The organism is Alloprevotella sp. (genome assembly GCF_057240785.1).
In genome coordinates this window covers 43,120-61,727 of the sequence record NZ_DBHHRH010000008.1, presented here as the reverse complement: position 1 = coordinate 61,727, position 18,608 = coordinate 43,120, and the positions used below count along the sequence as shown (strand labels likewise).

General features: G+C 51.1%; 18 protein-coding genes and 1 tRNA gene. 9 read left to right on the top strand and 10 right to left on the bottom strand.

The genetic code is table 11. The features are described from left to right. Window positions 1–92: 92 nt before the first annotated feature. Both ACO4R2_RS01890 and sufB read left to right on the top strand, forming a co-directional pair. The gene (locus tag ACO4R2_RS01890) at window positions 93–692 is read left to right on the top strand and encodes a CvpA family protein (protein ID WP_484768957.1); all 600 of its coding nucleotides are present in this window, start codon (window positions 93–95) and stop codon (window positions 690–692) included. 23 nt (window positions 693–715) lie between these two features. Continuing rightward, window positions 716–2,158: a Fe-S cluster assembly protein SufB gene (sufB, locus tag ACO4R2_RS01885; protein WP_315091216.1), complete on the top strand. Its 1,443-nt coding sequence runs from the start codon at window positions 716–718 to the stop codon at window positions 2,156–2,158. A gap of 426 nt (window positions 2,159–2,584) precedes the next feature. Here sufB and ACO4R2_RS01880 read toward each other — a convergent pair whose 3' ends face one another. The 10 genes from ACO4R2_RS01880 to surE form a co-directional block, all read right to left on the bottom strand. Beyond that, window positions 2,585–3,169: an isochorismatase family protein gene (locus ACO4R2_RS01880; protein WP_484768956.1), complete on the bottom strand. Its 585-nt coding sequence runs from the start codon at window positions 3,167–3,169 to the stop codon at window positions 2,585–2,587. A 135-nt stretch (window positions 3,170–3,304) separates the two neighbouring features. Further along, window positions 3,305–3,793 carry a 3'-5' exonuclease gene (locus tag ACO4R2_RS01875; RefSeq protein ID WP_484768955.1) on the bottom strand — a complete coding sequence of 163 codons (489 nt, stop codon included), beginning with the start codon at window positions 3,791–3,793 and terminating at the stop codon, window positions 3,305–3,307. 13 nt (window positions 3,794–3,806) lie between these two features. Next, window positions 3,807–4,184 carry a hypothetical protein gene (locus ACO4R2_RS01870; protein WP_484768954.1) on the bottom strand — a complete coding sequence of 126 codons (378 nt, stop codon included), beginning with the start codon at window positions 4,182–4,184 and terminating at the stop codon, window positions 3,807–3,809. Between the two features lie 146 nt (window positions 4,185–4,330). Beyond that, window positions 4,331–4,415, bottom strand: a tRNA-Leu gene (locus tag ACO4R2_RS01865). A 210-nt stretch (window positions 4,416–4,625) separates the two neighbouring features. Beyond that, the gene (locus ACO4R2_RS01860) at window positions 4,626–5,264 is read right to left on the bottom strand and encodes a hypothetical protein (RefSeq protein ID WP_484768953.1); all 639 of its coding nucleotides are present in this window, start codon (window positions 5,262–5,264) and stop codon (window positions 4,626–4,628) included. Window positions 5,265–5,639: 375 nt separating this feature from the next. After that, complete coding sequence (locus tag ACO4R2_RS01855; RefSeq protein ID WP_484768952.1) at window positions 5,640–6,203, bottom strand: hypothetical protein; 564 nt, start codon at window positions 6,201–6,203, stop codon at window positions 5,640–5,642. Further along, window positions 6,200–6,670: a hypothetical protein gene (locus ACO4R2_RS01850; RefSeq protein ID WP_183696239.1), complete on the bottom strand. Its 471-nt coding sequence runs from the start codon at window positions 6,668–6,670 to the stop codon at window positions 6,200–6,202. Before ACO4R2_RS01850 ends, ACO4R2_RS01855 begins: the two co-directional genes overlap by 4 nt. A 206-nt stretch (window positions 6,671–6,876) precedes the next feature. Next, window positions 6,877–7,512, bottom strand: a complete 636-nt coding sequence (gene pyrE / locus ACO4R2_RS01845) for an orotate phosphoribosyltransferase (protein WP_484768951.1) — start codon at window positions 7,510–7,512, stop codon at window positions 6,877–6,879. A gap of 163 nt (window positions 7,513–7,675) precedes the next feature. Beyond that, window positions 7,676–8,824: a lipid-A-disaccharide synthase gene (lpxB, locus tag ACO4R2_RS01840; protein WP_484768950.1), complete on the bottom strand. Its 1,149-nt coding sequence runs from the start codon at window positions 8,822–8,824 to the stop codon at window positions 7,676–7,678. A gap of 65 nt (window positions 8,825–8,889) precedes the next feature. Next, entirely contained in the window at window positions 8,890–9,657 is a 768-nt protein-coding gene (surE, locus tag ACO4R2_RS01835) for a 5'/3'-nucleotidase SurE (protein ID WP_484768949.1), read from the bottom strand. 150 nt (window positions 9,658–9,807) lie between these two features. On the opposite strand from surE, the gene ACO4R2_RS01830 reads away from it, so the two are divergent. From ACO4R2_RS01830 to ACO4R2_RS01800, 7 genes are all read left to right on the top strand, one after another. Next, complete coding sequence (locus ACO4R2_RS01830) at window positions 9,808–10,587, top strand: ParA family protein (protein WP_315091197.1); 780 nt, start codon at window positions 9,808–9,810, stop codon at window positions 10,585–10,587. A 77-nt stretch (window positions 10,588–10,664) separates the two neighbouring features. Further along, window positions 10,665–11,561, top strand: coding sequence for a ParB/RepB/Spo0J family partition protein (locus tag ACO4R2_RS01825; RefSeq protein WP_311489744.1), 897 nt, complete (start codon window positions 10,665–10,667; stop codon window positions 11,559–11,561). Window positions 11,562–11,583: 22 nt separating this feature from the next. After that, window positions 11,584–12,393 carry a DUF5683 domain-containing protein gene (locus tag ACO4R2_RS01820; RefSeq protein WP_484768948.1) on the top strand — a complete coding sequence of 270 codons (810 nt, stop codon included), beginning with the start codon at window positions 11,584–11,586 and terminating at the stop codon, window positions 12,391–12,393. Between the two features lie 68 nt (window positions 12,394–12,461). Beyond that, a complete protein-coding gene (locus ACO4R2_RS01815; protein ID WP_484768947.1) occupies window positions 12,462–13,925 on the top strand; it encodes a lytic transglycosylase domain-containing protein in 1,464 nt (487 codons plus the stop codon). A 55-nt stretch (window positions 13,926–13,980) separates the two neighbouring features. Continuing rightward, window positions 13,981–16,245: a RelA/SpoT family protein gene (locus tag ACO4R2_RS01810; protein ID WP_484769014.1), complete on the top strand. Its 2,265-nt coding sequence runs from the start codon at window positions 13,981–13,983 to the stop codon at window positions 16,243–16,245. A gap of 3 nt (window positions 16,246–16,248) precedes the next feature. Next, a complete protein-coding gene (locus ACO4R2_RS01805; protein ID WP_484768946.1) occupies window positions 16,249–17,664 on the top strand; it encodes an alkaline phosphatase in 1,416 nt (471 codons plus the stop codon). A gap of 20 nt (window positions 17,665–17,684) precedes the next feature. Continuing rightward, window positions 17,685–18,497 (top strand): hypothetical protein, encoded by an 813-nt coding sequence (locus ACO4R2_RS01800; protein ID WP_484768945.1) that lies wholly within the window; start codon window positions 17,685–17,687, stop codon window positions 18,495–18,497. Window positions 18,498–18,608: the final 111 nt, after the last annotated feature.

Genomic DNA, 18,608 nt, shown 5'->3' with positions numbered 1-18,608 from the left:
TTTGATATACTGACGGATGAAAGGTTGGAAAGGATTCTCTCCCAATCCTTTCATCCGTTTTTTCTACACATATAATATATATAGGAACAGCAATGTTGGACATTTTCTTACTTATAGTCCTTTTGTGGGCCATCTACGACGGTTGGCACGACGGCTTTGTGAAGCAGCTCGCCAGTGCCGTCGGATTCTTGCTCGGCCTGTTTGTGGCCGCCACGTTCTACTCCACGTTGGGCGAATACCTCACTGTCGACGGTAGTCAGACCAACATGATGACCAGCGTCGTGGCTTTCTTCATCCTTTGGATCATCGTGCCCATCGCCCTCGGCTTTGTGGCAAAGGTCGTGACAAAGGCACTCAAAGGTATGTGCCTCGGGCTTCCCAACAGTCTTCTCGGCGTGGGCGTCAGCGTAGTGAAATATCTCATTCTCCTTAGCTGCGTCCTCAACGTGATGGGAGGTCTCCGCATTCTCGACGAGAGCAAGACATCAACATCCTACCTCTATGCTCCCTGCAAAGGCTTCCTCGGCTGGGCGTTCGACCATGCTTCTACGGAGGCATCCTCATCGACCGTCGATTCCGATAGTCTGCGCGCTCAGCAAACGGTAGGCGACACCGTTTGGGTGGATGTTAGCCACAAGCAAAAGCCCACTCATCGAAAGAAAACTACCAGCGATAAGCCGAAGAAGCATTAACGCTGGCCGAAAACTCAATCATTATGGCAGAACAAAATGAATTCGTCCGCAGTGTAGCCGAGAAAAAATACGAATACGGCTTCACCACGGACGTTAAGACTGATATCATCGATAGCGGCCTCAATGAAGAGGTCATCCGCGAAATATCCCGCCGAAAGGAGGAACCAGAGTGGATGCTCAACTTCCGCTTGAAGGCCTATCGCTACTGGCTCACACTCAAGCAACCCACTTGGGGACACGTCAATCTCCCTGAGATCGACTACCAAGCCATCTCTTACTACGCCGACCCAACAAAGAAAAAACCGAACGGCAAGACGGAAATCGACCCCGAACTGATGCGCACGTTCGACAAGTTGGGTATCCCCCTCGAAGAACGTATGGCATTGAGCGGCGTGGCCGTAGATGCTGTGATGGACTCCGTTTCCGTCAAAACCACCTTCAAGGAACGCCTCTCAGAGAAAGGGGTCATCTTCAGCAGTATCTCTGAGGCCATTCGTGAAAATCCCGAACTCGTCCGCAAATATCTCGGCTCTGTCGTGCCCTATCGCGACAACTTCTTTGCCGCCCTCAACAGTGCTGTTTTCTCCGATGGTTCTTTCGTCTACATCCCCAAAGGCGTGCGTTGCCCGATGGAACTCTCCACTTATTTCCGCATCAACGCCCGCAACACAGGACAGTTTGAGCGCACGCTCATCGTATGCGATGACGGCGGCTATGTCAGCTATCTGGAGGGATGTACCGCTCCGATGCGCGACGAAAACCAGCTCCATGCTGCCATCGTTGAGATTGTGGTCAATAAAGACGCGGAAGTGAAATATTCCACCGTTCAAAACTGGTATCCGGGCGATGCCGAGGGCAAGGGAGGCGTTTACAACCTCGTCACAAAGCGCGGACAGCTCCGCGGGGAGAACTCAAAACTCTCTTGGACGCAGGTGGAGACCGGTTCGGCCATCACATGGAAATATCCCTCCTGCATCTTGATGGGGGACAACAGCCAAGCCGAATTCTACAGCGTGGCCGTGACCAACAACTACCAGGAAGCTGACACCGGAACAAAGATGGTGCACCTCGGACGCAACACGCGCTCCACCATCGTTTCCAAAGGTATCTCCGCAGGCCACAGCCAGAATTCTTATCGCGGACTTGTGAAATGCGGTCCTCATGCGGAGGGTGCGCGCAACTATAGTTCGTGCGATTCACTCCTGTTGGGCGATAAATGCGGTGCACACACGTTCCCTTACATCGACGTTCACCACAACAACGCCATTGTGGAGCACGAAGCCACGACCTCGAAAATCAGTGAAGACCAGCTCTTCTACTGCAACCAACGCGGCATCCCCACCGAAAACGCCGTCGACCTCATCGTCAATGGCTATGCCAAGGATGTCATCAATAAGCTCCCGATGGAGTTTGCCGTTGAGGCCCAGAAGCTCCTTAGTGTGAGTCTCGAAGGCAGCGTGGGGTAGTGGGGGAGTACTCTGCTCCCTGCTTTCTTCTGTCCACGAAAGGGATTTTTTTAGCCCACGAAAGAACACGAATAAGGCGAAGGGACACGAATTTTTTTCTTATTACTTAGCTTAGGTAGTGGTTTTCGGACTGGTCAGAGTTGTCCGACTTGTCCGAGAGCTTAATGAGCTAAAAGATATAAAATTCGTGTCCTTTCGCCTTCTTCGTGTTCTTTCGTGGGCTAAAAAATCCCTTCGAAAATATCCTTATTGCGTCAGCTGACAGTCTTATTCTGTCAGCTGACGCCTTTATTGTATCCGCTCGCACAATAAGGATATTTTCAGCTGTTTTAGTTGTTTTGAGAAACGATCAACTAAGCTCAGCAATAAGTAAAAATTCGTGCTTCTTCGCCTTATTCGTGTCCATTCGTGGACTAAAAACTTTCCTCAGCAGTACTCCAAGTTCTCTTGGCGTACATAGTCGTCCAGGCGTTTACCGCCATCGATGGAAGCAATACCTTGGGCAAAGACGCGGACAGAGAAAATGCGCTTCACGAGGTTTTTCAGCGTTTCCAGCACACAGAAGTCGCCCGCCACGCCGCAAATGGCCATGGGCCTGTTGGTCGTAATCACCTCGTCGGTCATAGTGGCCAGGCGGTATTTGCCATGGGCGAGTTCCAAGATATATTGAAAAGCCCCATACTCCTCGGTTTCCTTCACCTCCCCCTTGCGTATCACCTGAAAAGGTATGTCGCGCTCCAAGCAGGCTTGCACGAGGCGTGGGTCGATCTGCGCGCCTTGTGAGAAACGTACGCAATGGGGCGGCCACGGCCCGCCTTGCGGAGCAAACGAATCGTCTTTGGCTTGGTGCCAGTCAACGGTGAAAATCACTTCCGCGATGTTGTTCGCCGTTGAGATAAAGTGGAGGATATTTTCCACCGCTGTTTCCGCCCCTTTCACGTAGAGCGTGCCCGCGGGATGGCAGAAATCGTATTGGCAGTCCACGACCACCAGTGTGATAGGTTCTTCCATTTCTTATTATGTAAGGATTTTTTTCGCCTGCAAATATAGTGGGATATATTCACTTAAACGCCCCAAGGGTTCGAAGTAATGCATAAAAAAAGACGACACAAGGTGTCGCCGTATAAAGTAAAGGAAAGGAATCTCTCAAAGTATCTTCCGCGCTATGGCAGCACAGGCTTCAGCATCGGCCAAGGCGTGATGGTGGTTTTGAAGGTCGTAGCCACAGCGAGCTGCGATGAGATCGAGGGTGTGAGAGCCTTCGGGCCACACTTGTCGGGAGCGCGCGAGGGTGCAATAGAAAGGATAATCGGGGTAGTCCATCTGATAGCAGCGGAACACGGCTTTCAGGCAACTTTCGTCGAAGGCTTTGTTGTGCGCCACGAGGGGCAAGCCCTCTATGCGGGGCGCAATCTCGGCCCATACCTCGGGGAAGAGTGGCGCGCTCTGCGTGTCGATGGCTGTGAGACCATGCACCTGTGTGCAGAAGTAGTTATAAACTTCGGGTTCGGGCTTGATGAGCGAATAGAACTGGTCCACCTTAACGCCATTCCTATAGATGACAACGCCCACGCTACACACGCTGGTGCGCTGGTTGTTGGCCGTTTCGAAATCAATAGCTGCGAAGTTTTCCATACGGTCGTTGTCGTTATTCTTCCGTTTTCTGTCCGTCCTCCCAGGCCTGCCATTCGCGCATCGCCTCTTGCCAGTCGGTGGCTTCTCCTGTGTCCACAGCATCCTGCATTTGCTCGGTCTCTCTTTGTGCCTTGTCGCGCGCGCGTTTCGCCTTCATCGCCTCGATGGTAGCATCGTCGAGCACCTGGATTGCCCCGCGGTCCACGGCAGCCTGCAAATCCTCCTCGCCAAACGCCTTGCCCGGCTCGTTGAAATCGGAAATATTAAATTCGTAGTCCACACGCAACTGATGGCGTATGAGCTTCTGCTGATAGCGGTTGCCAGCATTCTTTCTGCGCAACAACTTACTGATAGCCTTTATTTCCTTTGCTGAAAATTTGTTTCTTCCCATAATCGTTGAATTCCATGTTTGGAGCGTTGAGCAGCCCTATCGGAGGGACGAAGGCAAGGCACTTACCGAAAGTTCTGAGCCACCATTCTGCCAACAAATACTAAAAAGTCCCAACCGCCCCACACGAGGTGATTGGGAACTTTCCGTGCCCGAAGCGGGACTCGAACCCGCACAGCCATTACTGACCAAGGGATTTTAAGTCCCTCGTGTCTACCATTCCACCATTCGGGCAGAACTGGGTGCAAAGATAAGCTATGATTCGGAAACTGACAAATTTTCGGGAGGTAAATTGAGATAACCGTATCTTTATATGATAAATAAGAGGAAAAGGAGTTCTCTTTACGCTGCTGTTTGAAAATTATCAGAAAAAAGAAAGTAGCCCACTGTTTCGTTGTGGCTACTTTCCTCTTTTATATCAGCTCAATGAATGAAAAACTACATTCATTGATTGCTCCTTGTCTTTAAGGTTGTTCCATTTTGCAGTTCAATGGTGACTTCTACAGGTGGAAGCACAAGAGCAGGATTTGCTGTATAATAGAAATGTAAGAACGAATCATCCCACATCTTTTCTAACACTTGATTTGCGGATAACTTTAGAATCTGCTCTTGATTCGTACGAAAAAACTTTCTGTCATAATGGTGCTTAAAATAGTCATTGAGTGGAACGCTTTTCACTGTCAGTACATCATTGAGCGAACTACCAGCAGGATGTGCTGCGTCCATATTGTCAAGTGCTACGACATTGATACTGCGAATGGGTGTTCCCAATGCTTCCTGTCGGAAGTGTGTTGTCCCCTTATTGTATGCTGTATCACCATTAACTTTTGCAATCTGAAGAAAGCCGGGATCATACGTACCGGCGAAATGAGTCAGAACAACCCCATTAAAGCGTACTTTCAAACCTTCAGGCGTACCCTTTTCAGTCTCAGCAGGTTCTACAACCATGGTGTTGGGCAGCACGTATGAATTAACATAATGCTTACTCTCAGTGTAATCATTCAAATCGAAAGAGTCTTCCTTGCAACCGCTGAATAATACTATCACTAAAGGAAGTACAATTAAAAAAAATATCTTTTTCATAATGTAAGGATTTAGATAAAGAATTATATATTCATAAACTTCGAGAGTTAAGATGAACTTTCATTATTGAAAACTTATGGACTTATACATAATTCAAAAAACTCTGTATATTGTTAACTTGGTTTTTGCAAAAATAGATATTATATATGTATATTGCAAATATATAATACTTTTTTTTGTTTGTAATTTCAGAAAAAAGAGAATATACAATTAAAAGGCCTTATTTAATAGCAAAATGTATATTCTCTTCTAGGCTTCTATTTAGCTAAAGCTATTGTTTTTTTAAGAAGTATAAGTGATAAAAAGATACCTGCAACAATGTTGTATCCTCTTATCTATAAGGGGGGATGAGCCTTTACTGATTGTTATGCTTTGTCAGTTGGTGATGACCATCGCATTATTGCCGTATTGGATGTGGTATTGATAGAGTTTCTTATCCTTTTCGCTCTGCGCATTTTCCACCACGGCGCCTTCGTTGGCAAGGCTGTAGATGCGTCGGCACCTACTGCAATGGACGAGTGTGGCATCCTGTGTGGAGAATTCCAAAGAGCGTTGGATGAAGGAAGAAGCGTAGCAGTTGGGGCATACCAAGTCGTAGGCCACCAGTCCTTTGCCAGAGAGCGTTGCCGTGGGAAGCTGACCCACGATAAAGCCGGCGATAAACTGCGGCATACCGTAGGATTTGTCAGCTGCCGAGAGATTCTGGCGCGACCGCTCCCCCGCGGTGTTCATATAGTCCACATAACTCATACTTCCCGAGAAACGGATGGTGCAGAACACACCGCTGTTGGGAGCTAAGGCGTGCATCAGAGCCGGAGCTCCTGCCACGTTGGCACAACGATAGAAAGCGCGTACGCGAGCATACTCCGGCGTGGACGAACACGCCGAGAGTAAAAAGAGGATTGCAAGCGTCACCGCCCAACTCCAATGGCGCATCATGGCAGTACGCTCAAGATGTTGGCCAATCCATCGGCAGCCTGCTGGAGAGGTTTTGCCACCATGCCTTTCATAAACATATTGACTTCCGCCCCAACGGTGACGCGGAGTTTGCTGGAGTAAGCATCCGTTGGGAGCATCTGAATCCAGATGGTCAAGGGGATGGGGCTGCCTTCGCTCCCCATCTTGACGAGTTTGGGTTCTTCGCGCTCCACCACGCGGAAGGTGATTTTTCCCACAGGCGTTGTGAGCAAGATGGCGTCCTCTGTAAATTCCACGTTCTGAAACTGCTGGCGAGCCTGCTCCAACTTGTCGGCGGGCAACTCTGCCGCCATGCGCTCTTGTACGGCGGGATCGGAGAGACGCTCTTTGATGCCCTCCAGATTGCGTAGGTTGCTGAAACGTTCGTATAGTTGCTGCTGCGGCTGCGCCACATGTTTCACTTCGCTTTCATATTTGCTTAATCCCATATTCTTATTGTGTTTGTTGGGCGGCAAAGATAATAAAAAGATACGAGGAATAAGGAAACGGACACAATAAGCCCCTTCCGCCACTCCATAAGAGCGCGCGGAAGGGGCTATATGATGATAAAGAATTACTCACTCATCGGGCTGAGCCTACCTCTTGAGAGGGGCGGACACCTCAATGTTTCCCGACGAAAGAATGAGGCTGCCATTTATTTCTTGCCCCAGTTGGCGGGGTCTTTGCGCCAATCGTGGAGCAGGGGAACTTGCTGCTCGCTGATATATCCCGTTTGGAGAGCCGTTTCCACCACTGCTTCGTAGTTGGTCAGCGTGGTGAGTTCGACATTAGCCTCCTCAAACGCCTTGCGAGCCACTTCGAAACCGTAGGTATAGCTGGCCACCATGCCGAGCACCTCGCAACCGTGGTCGCGCAAAGCCTGCACAGCCTTCAAACTACTGCCGCCCGTGGAAATCAAGTCCTCCACCACGACAACTTTAGCACCAGGATCCACTTGTCCCTCAATGAGATTCTGCATCCCATGGTCTTTGGGTTTTGAACGGACATAGCTGAAAGGGAGTCCCAGTTCGTCGGCCACCAGTGCACCTTGCGCGATAGCCCCCGTAGCCACGCCAGCCACAGCCTCAGCTTCAGGATAAGTTTCGAGGATGAGGCGGCACAATTCGAGTTTCACGAATGAGCGCACGTCAGGGAAGGCGAGCACTTTGCGGTTGTCGCAATAGAACGGAGAGAGCCAGCCGCTGGCCCAAGTGAAGGGAGCTTCGGGTTGCAGTTTGATAGCTTCAACTTGAAGCAGTTTTTGAGCAAAAAGATGTGCGAGTTTTTGCATAACGGATAGTGTTATTAGTGATGTTGAGGCAAAGTTACACAATTTTTCTTAGGAGAGCAGAAAATCAGCCAGCGGTGGCGATTCTCTTTTGCGGTCTCTCCACCGAAGAGGATCAGTCGGATGAGTTGGGAGAAACTTTTTCAGCGAAGACAGATGAGGCGGACTATTGGGCGTTTCTCTTTTCTCTCAGCGCCTTGACCATGTCCTGAGCAGCGTGTTCGGGAGCGCCGGGTTGCCCGAGAATCTTGGCCATTCGCTCATAGCCCTGCAACTGCGCTTCGCGGCAGCGGCCGTTGGGGAGGATAGACTCCAGTTGGCAGCGAACATTCCTCACGTTCATTTCATCGGCTATGAGTTCGGGCACAATCTCTTCGCCGCCCACGAGATTGACCAAAGAGACGAAAGGAACTTTCAAAAAAAGGCGACGCAGCAGGCGGAAGAGCGGCCCCAACGTGATGTAGTAGCACACCACTTGTGGAACGCGGAACAGAGCCGTTTCGAGCGTGGCGGTCCCAGAGGTGACGAGAGCCGCCGTTGAGCGCGACAGCAACGCATAAGTCTGATTCTCCACCAGTTTCACCCTGCTGCGCTCCACGCCCGACGCACTGATGATGCGCTCATAGAAATCGAGCGGCAAAGCCGGAGCAACGGCAATCTCAGCCAGCATATCGCGCTCCGCAAGTACGGGAGCAGCCGCCAAGAGCATACGCGAGAGATTGTCCGACACCTCCTGCCGTCTACTGCCAGGCAGTAAAGCGAGGGTGCGTCCGTTGGGAGCAGGCAGTCCGTGCTGACGGACAAAAGCATCCACCTCATCCATGGTGGGATTGCCTACATAAGTGATGGGATAGTTGTGTTTCCGTTTGAAATAGTCTACCTCAAACGGCAGAATAGAATAAAGGCGGTCGACATCGCGACGAATGTTCTTGATGCGCCGCTCCTTCCAAGCCCAGATTTTGGGGGAGATATAATAGAAGACAGGGCAGATTTGCTCCGCGTGAACAAAGCGCGCGATGGAGAGATTAAAGCCCGGATAGTCCACCAAAATAACCACATCCGGCCGATAAGCTCTAATCTGATCCTTGCACTGCCGCATCCCGCACAGGATAGTGCGAGCGTGGAGCAACACAGGAATAAAGCCCATATAAGCCAAGTCTTCGTAGTGGCGCAAGCATCCCGGCGCAACGGCCTGCATATTGTTTCCACCATAATATTGGAACTCGGCTTCGGGATCTTCAGCCTGCAGAGCTTTCATCAAATGGGCCGCGTGTAAATCTCCGCTGGCCTCACCAGCAATAAGGAAGTAGCGCATAAGGGATTGCTTGTTTTCTCGGACAGGTCCGACAAGTCCGACTGGTCCGACCCGTCCGAGGGAAGTTAGAACAGACTTTTCAGCATCGGCATCAAGCGTGTAGCTGTATTGTCGAGGGTTGTCGGCGTAATAGCTACATAGCCGTGGGAGAGCGCCCAGCGGTCAGTATCGGTGGCATTAGGCTCTAATTCTTGGCAGTCGCCTACGAGCCAATACCAGTTGCCACTGCGCCCAGCATTGTCTAAATCTTTGATATCTTTTTCCCAACGACTTCGCGCCATCCTACAGATGCGAATGCCCTCAAATTTAGGACATTTGGGGAAGTTTACATTCAAACAAGTGAATTCTGGCAGACCCGCCATGAGAGCCTTCATCGTGATGTCGATCAGATAAGGGCGCAAAGGCGTGAAATCAGCTTTCGCACTCATATCACAAAGCGAGAAAGCCACAGCAGGGAGGCCCTGCATGGCAGCTTCCTGCACCACGCCCATTGTGCCCGAATAATGAGCGTTTACACTGGAATTGTCACCATGATTTATACCACCTATAACGAGATCTGGGCGGCGTTCGATGTAGCGATTAAGAGCCAGTTTGACACAGTCCGTTGGCGTGCCAGAACAAGCATAAACCGTTAGGCCCGGTTCCTTGCGAATGAGGACGGCATGAATGGGGTGGGCCGATGTGATGGCAGTGCTGAATCCCGACCGCGGGCCGTCGGGAGCTACGACCAATAGATCGGCCACGGACTTGAGCGTGTCGATCAAAAAGTTAATGCCACCAGCTTGGTAGCCATCATCGTTGGAGATAAGAATATAGGGTCTATTTTCTGTCATAAAAAAAGAAACAAATCCCGTAAGCGAACCGACGGGCGAAAGGTTATCGTTCCACAAAAAAACGTTGCAAAAATACTAAAAAAGGCTATTATCCATGAGTGTTCCACGATTATTTGTTATTTTTGCGACCTAAATAACGAATTGGAACCCATGGGAAAAATCATCGCAATAGCGAACCAAAAAGGCGGTGTTGGAAAGACCACCTCTTCGATGAATCTGGCTGCCTCTCTGGCAACGCTCGAAAAGAAAGTTCTCCTCATCGACGCTGACCCGCAAGCCAACGCCTCTTCCGGATTAGGTGTTAACCTCAACGAGATTGACACGTCTATCTACGAGTGTATTGTGAATCGCGGCGACATACGCGAAGCCATTTACACAACCGAAATTGAGGGTTTGGATGTGGTTCCTTCCCATATCAATTTGGTAGGGGCTGAAGTGGAGATGCTCAACTTCAAAAAACGCGAGTACATTATCTCCGAGCTTCTCAAACCCGTCAAAGACCTCTACGATTATATTCTCATCGATTGTAGTCCTTCGTTAGGACTGATCACGGTCAACAGTCTTACGGCTGCGGACTCTGTTATCATTCCCGTGCAGTGCGAATACTTTGCCTTGGAGGGAATCAGCAAATTGCTGAACACAATCCGCATCATCAAGAAGAAGCTCAATCCCAGATTAGAGATAGAGGGCTTCCTGCTAACGATGTACGACAGTCGCCTGCGTTTGGCCAACCAGATCTACGACGAAGTGAAGCGCCACTTCCAGGAACTGGTGTTTAAGACCGTTATTCAGCGCAACGTGAAGCTCTCCGAAGCGCCCAGCCATGGTTTGCCCGCCATTCTCTACGATGCGGAATCCACTGGTTCAAAGAACCATTTGTCGCTGGCCCGCGAACTCATAGAGCGAGAGAAACAAACGAGCGAGAAGTAAAGCATCCTCAGAGAAAGGCTTATCGGAGTGGTTCGCTTCTTTAGGCCCGTCCGAGAATAGAACAAAAGAAAAAAACAATGCCAGTACACAAGAAATTCCCCGCATTGGGTCGAGGCCTCGACGCCTTGATTGATACGGCCGACGAAATACACACCAGCGGCAGTTCGTCTATCAACGAAATCCCCGTTGACAGGATTGTCCCCAACCCCAACCAGCCCCGCCATGAGTTTGACGAAGACGCGCTGGAGGAGTTGGCAGAAAGCATCCGCCAGTTGGGCATCGTCCAGCCCATCACACTGCGACAGATGGACGACGAGAGCTATGAGATTATTGCCGGTGAGCGACGTTGGCGCGCCTCAAAATTGGCAGGTCTCACAACAATTCCCGCCTACGTCCGCACCGCCAACGATGAAAATATGATGCAAATGGCGCTGGTGGAGAACATCCAGCGCGAAGACCTCAACGCCATTGAGGTGGCGTTGGCTTACCAAAAGCTCATCGAGCAGTACCACCTCACGCAGGAGGAACTGAGCGAGAAAGTGGGTAAGAGGCGGGCCACGGTGGCCAACGCCTTGCGTCTCCTCAAACTTCCCGCCCCTGTGCAGCTGGCTCTGCGCAACAAATCCATCGACCAAGGCCATGCCCGCGCCATTCTCGGTGCGCAAGAGCCCAGCGTGATGCTGAAACTTTTCAAAGAAGTGCAGGAACGGGGCTACAGCGTTCGACAAGTGGAAGAAATGGTAAAGGCCCTCAACGCTGGCGAGACTGTGAAGAGCGGTCGGCACCAGTTGAGCAACCGCAAGAACCGCTTGCCTGAAGAATACAACGAACTAAAAGGTCGGCTCAGCGACTTCTTCCAAACCAAGGTGCAGATGACTTGTTCACAGCAAGGCAAAGGCAAAATCACTATCAACTTCGGCAACGAAGAAGAATTGGAGAAAATCATCGCTATGTTCGACAAGATGAGAAGTTAGGCCTTTGGCCACTCCTACAACAATGACGAAAACGCTATCGCAATACATCCTCATTATTTTAGTCGCCGCTTTCCTTGCACCTGCGAAGGGAGCGGCGCAAGCACGTCTTATTGTGGACGACTCCACAAAGGTCTCGTCCGTGAAAACTATCAGCAAAAAAGCCAAGAAGCAGCAGAAAGCCATTGAGGCAGAAATGCTGAAGGGAGAAACCATTGAGATGCTGACCGACACGATCAAGAAGGCACAAGAGGGAAAGCTGCCAGCCGACACGGCACGCCTGCGAAAGATGGCGGAAAGCGTTACGAAGGAGAATCTCAAAAAGGCCGCCAACGCTGCCTTTGTTCCCGATCCTAAGCGCGCCCTCTGGTTGGCACTTGTGTGCCCAGGTGCGGGACAGATCTATAATCGCAAATACTGGAAACTGCCTATCTTCTACGGTGGTTTCTTGGGTTGTACTTATGCCCTCATGTGGAACCAGCAGATGTACCGCGACTATTCGCAAGCCTATCTGGACATTATGGACGACGACCCAAACACAAAGTCGTATCTGAATATGCTTCCTCCCAACTACGATATCACGGGGAAGGAAGAACGCTTCAAAACCATCTTCAAAAACCGCAAAAACCGCTATCGCCGTTATCGCGACATGAGTGCCTTTGCCTTCGTGGGCGTTTATATCTTGAGCGTAATCGACGCCTATGTAGATGCTCAGCTCTCTGTGTTCGACATTTCGCCCGACTTGAGTATGCAGCTCCAGCCAGCCGTTATCCAGCAGTCGACACCTCTGATTCACCAAACTTCCTACGGCATCGGTTGTAGTTTTAATTTCTAACCCCAACGAACATCTTTACGTTGGGTCACAGCCCCCTTAGCATCGTGGGGCACACGCTAAAGAACAGTATGAACAAAATCAACAAGATATTTCTCACATTGGCTCTGACGGTTCTTCCCGCAGGCCTCGCAGCACAAAGCGAAATCACAGTTCACGACTCCATTACCAACCGTGATGAAGTCTTCGACATACCTGAAGGTATGAATAGCAACGAGAGTGTCCAACTTCAGAAATGGTTGGCCAAAAAGTATCTCTACGTTGACACCACCGCAACCACCTCAAACTACAATGTGACATACGCTCCGGAAGTGTATCGCGATCGATTGCAACGCTTGCCCAACAAAATGGAGATGCCCTACAACCAAATCGTGCAGAAGTTCATCGACCGCTACACAGAGGAGTTGCGCAACAAGGTGAGCTATATGCTCGGTGCAGGCAACTATTATATCCCCATCTTCGAGGAAGCACTCGATGCCTACGGACTACCGCTCGAACTGAAATATCTGCCCGTTGTTGAATCAGGTCTCGACCCAACGGCCATCAGCCATGCTGGAGCCGCCGGCCTCTGGCAGTTTATGATCACTACAGCCCGCCGCTACGATCTGAAGATAAACAGTCTCGTTGATGAGCGCATGGACCCCTACAAAGCCAGTTGGGCTGCCGCCAAGTATCTCAAAGACCTCTATAATATTTATGGCGATTGGAACCTTGTCCTCGCGGCCTACAATGCAGGGCCTCAGCAAGTGAGCAAAGCCATTCGCCGAACGGGCGGAGAACGCGACTATTGGAAAATTTATCCCTACCTGCCCAATGAAACACGCGGCTATGTGCCCGCATTCATAGCTGCTAACTACGTGATGAACTACTACTGCGACCACAACATCGCACCGATGAAGAGTCGCTATCCGATACTGACGGACACGGTGCTCGTTGACCGCACGCTCCACATGCAGCAGGTGGCCGAACTTTGCAAAGTAGACATCGAAGTTGTTCGCGCACTCAATCCGCAGTACAAAACAGATATTATTCCGGGACTCTCTGCCCTCTCCTCGCTCACCTTACCTCAGGACGCCACAGAACGGTTTATCGACTTGCGCGATAGTGTCTACAACTACCGCGCGGATGAACTCTTGACGCAGCGTGCCGAAGTGGAAGTGGACGAAACAGAGGCACCGCGCACCACACGCAGTCGCTCCAGCCGTGCAGACCGACAGGAGACAACGTCCTCCAACAGCCGCGAAAGCAGAGCGGAGGCACGCCGCCACACGCGCAATACGCGCCACAGCCAGACTGATGAGAGCGACGACAATCGCAGCAACAGCAAGAGCGACAAGCGTAAAGGACGCCACAGCAAGACGGCAGATACCAAGAGAACAAAGAAAACCGAGAAAAACTCCTCTACAACGGTCAAGAAAGGTGACACACTCTCCGACATCGCTAAGCGCAACAACACCACAGTAGAGAAGCTCAAGAAAAAGAACAAGATCTCTGGTTCGAAAATCAAACCCGGACAAAAACTCAAAGTGAAATAAGCAACGGCACAACCACTTCGAGCCATTTCTCCACCCCCTTAATTTCACAATCATGATGACCGACACGACGAAAAAACTTACACCTCAGGAGTTGAAAGATGAGGAAATGATCAGTGCAGCCTTCCAAAAGTTGCTCGATACCTATCTGGCCACCAACCACCGCAAGAAAGTGGATGTCATCACCAAGGCTTTCAATTTTGCCAAGCAGGCCCACAAAGGTGTGCGCCGACGTTCGGGAGAGCCATACATACTCCATCCCATCGCCGTTGCGCAAATAGCCTGCGAAGAGATAGGCTTAGGCTCCACTTCGATCTGTGCAGCCCTGCTCCACGATGTGGAAGAGGACACCGATTATACTAACGAAGACCTCTCCAACCTCTTTGGTCCGAAAGTGGCCAATATCGTGGAGGGACTCACCAAGATCTCTGGTGGCATCTTCGGCGACCGCGCTTCGCTACAAGCCGAGACTTTCAAGAAGCTCCTGCTCACGATGAGCGACGACATACGCGTAATCCTCATCAAAATCAGTGACCGCCTCCACAATATGCGCACCCTTTCGTCCATGCTGCCCTCAAAGCAGTATAAGATTGCGGGCGAAACGCTCTATATCTACGCCCCGTTGGCCGACCGCTTAGGTCTCAACAAGATCAAGACAGAGCTGGAGGACCTGAGTTTCCGTTATGAACACCCGGAGGAGTATAAAATGATTGAGGACATGCTGGCGTCCACACAGGCCGACCGCACTTCAATCTTCGACAACTTTGTGCCGCCCATCCGCGAACTGCTCGACGGCATGGGCTTCAAGTATCAGATTCAGCAGCGCATAAAGACGCCTTATTCCATCTGGAACAAGATGCAGAACAAGCACGTGGCGTTCAACGAAATCTATGATATTCTGGCCATTCGCATAGTCTACGTTCCGCTCGATCGCAAGAAAGAAATCGACGAGTGCTTCAGCATCTATGCGGGCCTAACGAAAATCTATCGTCCCCATCCTACGCGCTTCCGCGACTGGCTCTCATCGCCCAAGGCCAATGGCTATCAAGCTCTCCACAACACGTTTATGTCGGCCCAAGGTAAATGGATTGAAGTGCAAATCCGTTCCGACCGCATGAACGATATTGCCGAGCAGGGCTTTGCGGCACATTGGAAATACAAAGATAAGGATGCCGACTACGACGAGAATGAACTCGACAAATGGCTCGACTCCATCAAAGAAATCCTCGACGACCCGCAGCCCGACACGCTTGATCTGCTCGACACCATTAAGCTCAACCTCTTCTCTAAAGAAATCCTCGTCTTCACGCCGAAAGGTGAAATCAAGACCATGCCCAACAACGCCACGGCTCTCGACTTCGCTTTCCATATCCACTCCTTCCTCGGCACTCACTGCTTTGCGGTGAAGGTCAACCATAAGCTCGTGCCGCTGAGCTACCGCCTCAAGAGCGGCGACCAGGTGGAGATTCTCACCTCCCGCGAGCAGCAAGTGAAGGCCGAATGGCTCAATTTTGCCACTACGGCTAAGGCGCGCGGAAAGATTCAAGCCATCTTGCGTCGTGAGAACCGCGAGAAGATGCGCATCGGTGAGGAACGCCTTGCAGCTTTCTTTAAGGAGCAAGATATTGAAGCCACAAGTACCAATATCGACATCCTGCGCCGTTTCCACGAATTGGCCGACCGCGATGAATTGGCACTGGCATTAGGGGGCAACAAAATTGAGCTGGGACAGCCCGATGTGGATGCCCTCACTGGGAAAGTACGCAAAACGGGCTGGCGACGCTATGTGCCGTTCATCGGACCTAAGAAGCAAGCGGAGGTCAACTCCACGGATGTAGAGGACTTTGTGCGCGGCCTCAATCGCAAGCAAACGCTTGTGCTCAACGAGGACACATTGCAGAAATGCACCATAGCGCCGTGTTGCCACCCTATTCCCGGCGACGACGTCTTAGGCTATATCACCCCCCAGAATACGCTCGAAATCCACAAACGCAGTTGCCCCACGGCTGCAAAACTCAAAACGCGCTATGGCAATAATATCATTGCGCTCAAGTGGGATACCCACAAAACTCTCTATTTCCCCGTCTGTATCCATGTTAAAGGTGTTGACGACCACGGCGTGCTCTATGCCATTGCCGATGTACTCCACAACAGTGAGCAGAACTTGGTGATCAAGCACATCTCCCTCGACACCAACGATGGTATCTTCGACGGAACAATCGAATTCCTCCTCCACGACACTGACGACGTGAAACGTATCTGTGATACCCTTCTCCGCCTCCACTACATTGAGAGTGCCTATCGTGAAGATAAAAAGAACTAACAAATGACTCCCAAACGTTTTCTCTCCACACTATGCTTGACTGTGCTAACCCTTGTGGCAATGGCGCAGCCCAAGGCTAAGTATGTATTCTATTTCATTGGCGATGGCATGGGCGTTAATCAGGTCAATGCCGCCGAAACCTTCCTGGCTGCCCGCGAGGGACGTATCGGAATGAAACCGCTCTGCTTCACGCAATTTCCTTATCTGGGGCTCGTCTCTACTTATTCTGCCTCCAGCGGTGTTACCGACTCGGCCGCAGCGGGCACGGCCTTAGCTTCGGGCGTTAAGACAAAGAATGCCGCTGTCGGAGTGCTGCCCGACCTCACCACGCCTGTCAACAGTGTGGCTTGGCACGCGCAGCAACACGGGGCAGCTGTGGGCATCTCCACTTCAGTGGGGGTCAACCACGCCACGCCGGCCGTTTTCTATGCCCATGTGCCTGAGCGTCATGCTTACCATGAAATCGGACGGCAGCTCACTCTTTCTGGTTTCGACTTCTTCGCGGGCTCCGACATCTTGAAACATCAATCGGAGAACGGTGATAAGGATCTCTATCAGCAGGCTGCCGACAATGGGTATAAAATTGTGCGCGGCTATGATGAGTTTCTCCAGCAGGCCAACCGACAGAAGAAGCTGATTCTCCTTCAGCCGCTCCGCGACAGTAAGCAGAACGATTACGCCATCCCTTACAAACTCGACCGCAAACCAGAAAATCTCTCGCTGGAGCAAATCACGCAGGCGGGCATCCGTTTTCTCACCGAACGCCAAAAGGAACGCAATGGCTTTTTCCTGATGATTGAGGGCGGCATGATTGATATGGCCTGCCACTCTAATGATGGTGCCGGATTCATCCATGAACTCATCGACATGGACAGCTGTGTTCAGATTGCTTACGAGTTCTACAAGAAAAAGCCCGACTCTACGCTCATCGTTGTCACCGCCGACCACGAAACAGGTGGTTTGTCCCTCGGCAGAGGAAAATATGCCCTTCATCTTGAAAAGCTCCTCCACCAGAAAACAACCTTCTTTGCTTATCCGCGCCACCTGGCTGCTTTGCGCCGCGAAAAGGGCAGCGCGTTCAGTTGGGAAGTGGTGCGCCAGGATCTCAAAGAAAACTTTGGTTTCTGGGACGGTCTCGAACTGACGGAAGCACAAACCGAACGCCTCCACAAGGCTTACGAACAACTGGTCGATAACTCTTCGGAGAACAAGAAGAGTCTCTACAATTCCGTAGACCCTGTGTCCTACACTGCGAGCCAAATCATGGACGAACACAGTCTCATCGGTTGGCAGAGCAACGGCCACTCCAATGGCTTCGTAGGAGTCTACGCTGTCGGGGTAGGTGCTGAACAGTTTGCAGGACAAATCGACAACACCGAGATACCTCTCAAAATTATGCGCGCAGCAGGCTGGGAATAGACACATAACTGCAACCAACGATGATGAAAGCCGCTCCTCTCTTTTCGCTCATATTTTCTCGCCGTCGCGAGAAAACTATGACGACTTCTGAGGGGCGGCTTTCATCTTTTCTGCCAGTAAGTGTTCAGGCAAGAATGCTTGTCGGTTTCCTGCTCCTATGGCTCTTTGGCAACCTGAGTGGTACAGCCCGCTCTGCTTATGCTGATAGCAGTTCCGCCCGATGGAACACAGAATTCGTCCATACTGCCGCATCGAGCGAGAAGGACAAAGCTACCACACAGCGCCACGCCTTAGCAAGAGAAAAGGAACTGTTCCGCCACCCCCCTCTTGCTCCCACCGACACAGCGCGGGGCGACAGCAGTGCAGTGGGTGCGCATCCGCGCATCGTCCTTCCACAGCAACCCAGTTCCTCGGTAGCAGCACGCACCCAAGCCTTGCGGAACTCCCCAATGGCCTACAATGTCAGCCCCATTAGCTGGGACGTCTACCAATATATCGGGCGTGAAACCACCTTTATCACCGACAGAGAAGCCATTACGGACATCTTAGGCAACCTCTGCGAGCAGATGAGCGTTTCCATACAAGAAGCCACGCGCCTCGAAACTGCCCTCGGACTCAAAGAAGGCTCTCTCCAAAATGGTTTCAAAATCCGCGAAATATCTCTCACGGGTATGCCGCCCGAAAGAATCCGCGTTCCCGAACATGGCAACAAACATTTTCTGGGTAAAGGAAAAGGTCTTCCCGGCGGCGGCCCTGAACTGGAACTCCAGCCACGAGTATCGACCAAAGACAATGCGGAAGTTCGCACCATAGCTCTTGTCCACGTCGAGTAGGCTTTCGTCCACAACGAATTGTGGAGGTAGAAAAGCACAACTCTCAAGAGCGTCGGATCTGTTCTAATATCTCCAATAGTGCTACAAAAAAATCTGCTGACACACTTAATG

Coding starts and splice junctions, on each gene's coding strand:
- ACO4R2_RS01830 (WP_315091197.1), top strand. CDS start 9,808: ATGGGAAAAATCATCGCAATAGCGAACCAAAAAGGCGGTGTTGGAAAG.
- ACO4R2_RS01810 (WP_484769014.1), top strand. CDS start 13,981: ATGACCGACACGACGAAAAAACTTACACCTCAGGAGTTGAAAGATGAG.
- sufB (WP_315091216.1), top strand. CDS start 716: ATGGCAGAACAAAATGAATTCGTCCGCAGTGTAGCCGAGAAAAAATAC.
- ACO4R2_RS01825 (WP_311489744.1), top strand. CDS start 10,665: ATGCCAGTACACAAGAAATTCCCCGCATTGGGTCGAGGCCTCGACGCC.
- ACO4R2_RS01880 (WP_484768956.1), bottom strand. CDS start 3,169: ATGGAAGAACCTATCACACTGGTGGTCGTGGACTGCCAATACGATTTC.
- ACO4R2_RS01860 (WP_484768953.1), bottom strand. CDS start 5,264: ATGAAAAAGATATTTTTTTTAATTGTACTTCCTTTAGTGATAGTATTA.
- ACO4R2_RS01850 (WP_183696239.1), bottom strand. CDS start 6,670: ATGGGATTAAGCAAATATGAAAGCGAAGTGAAACATGTGGCGCAGCCG.
- lpxB (WP_484768950.1), bottom strand. CDS start 8,824: ATGCGCTACTTCCTTATTGCTGGTGAGGCCAGCGGAGATTTACACGCG.
- ACO4R2_RS01800 (WP_484768945.1), top strand. CDS start 17,685: ATGATGAAAGCCGCTCCTCTCTTTTCGCTCATATTTTCTCGCCGTCGC.
- ACO4R2_RS01875 (WP_484768955.1), bottom strand. CDS start 3,793: ATGGAAAACTTCGCAGCTATTGATTTCGAAACGGCCAACAACCAGCGC.
- pyrE (WP_484768951.1), bottom strand. CDS start 7,512: ATGCAAAAACTCGCACATCTTTTTGCTCAAAAACTGCTTCAAGTTGAA.
- ACO4R2_RS01820 (WP_484768948.1), top strand. CDS start 11,584: ATGACGAAAACGCTATCGCAATACATCCTCATTATTTTAGTCGCCGCT.
- ACO4R2_RS01870 (WP_484768954.1), bottom strand. CDS start 4,184: ATGGGAAGAAACAAATTTTCAGCAAAGGAAATAAAGGCTATCAGTAAG.
- ACO4R2_RS01815 (WP_484768947.1), top strand. CDS start 12,462: ATGAACAAAATCAACAAGATATTTCTCACATTGGCTCTGACGGTTCTT.
- ACO4R2_RS01890 (WP_484768957.1), top strand. CDS start 93: ATGTTGGACATTTTCTTACTTATAGTCCTTTTGTGGGCCATCTACGAC.
- ACO4R2_RS01805 (WP_484768946.1), top strand. CDS start 16,249: ATGACTCCCAAACGTTTTCTCTCCACACTATGCTTGACTGTGCTAACC.
- surE (WP_484768949.1), bottom strand. CDS start 9,657: ATGACAGAAAATAGACCCTATATTCTTATCTCCAACGATGATGGCTAC.
- ACO4R2_RS01855 (WP_484768952.1), bottom strand. CDS start 6,203: ATGATGCGCCATTGGAGTTGGGCGGTGACGCTTGCAATCCTCTTTTTA.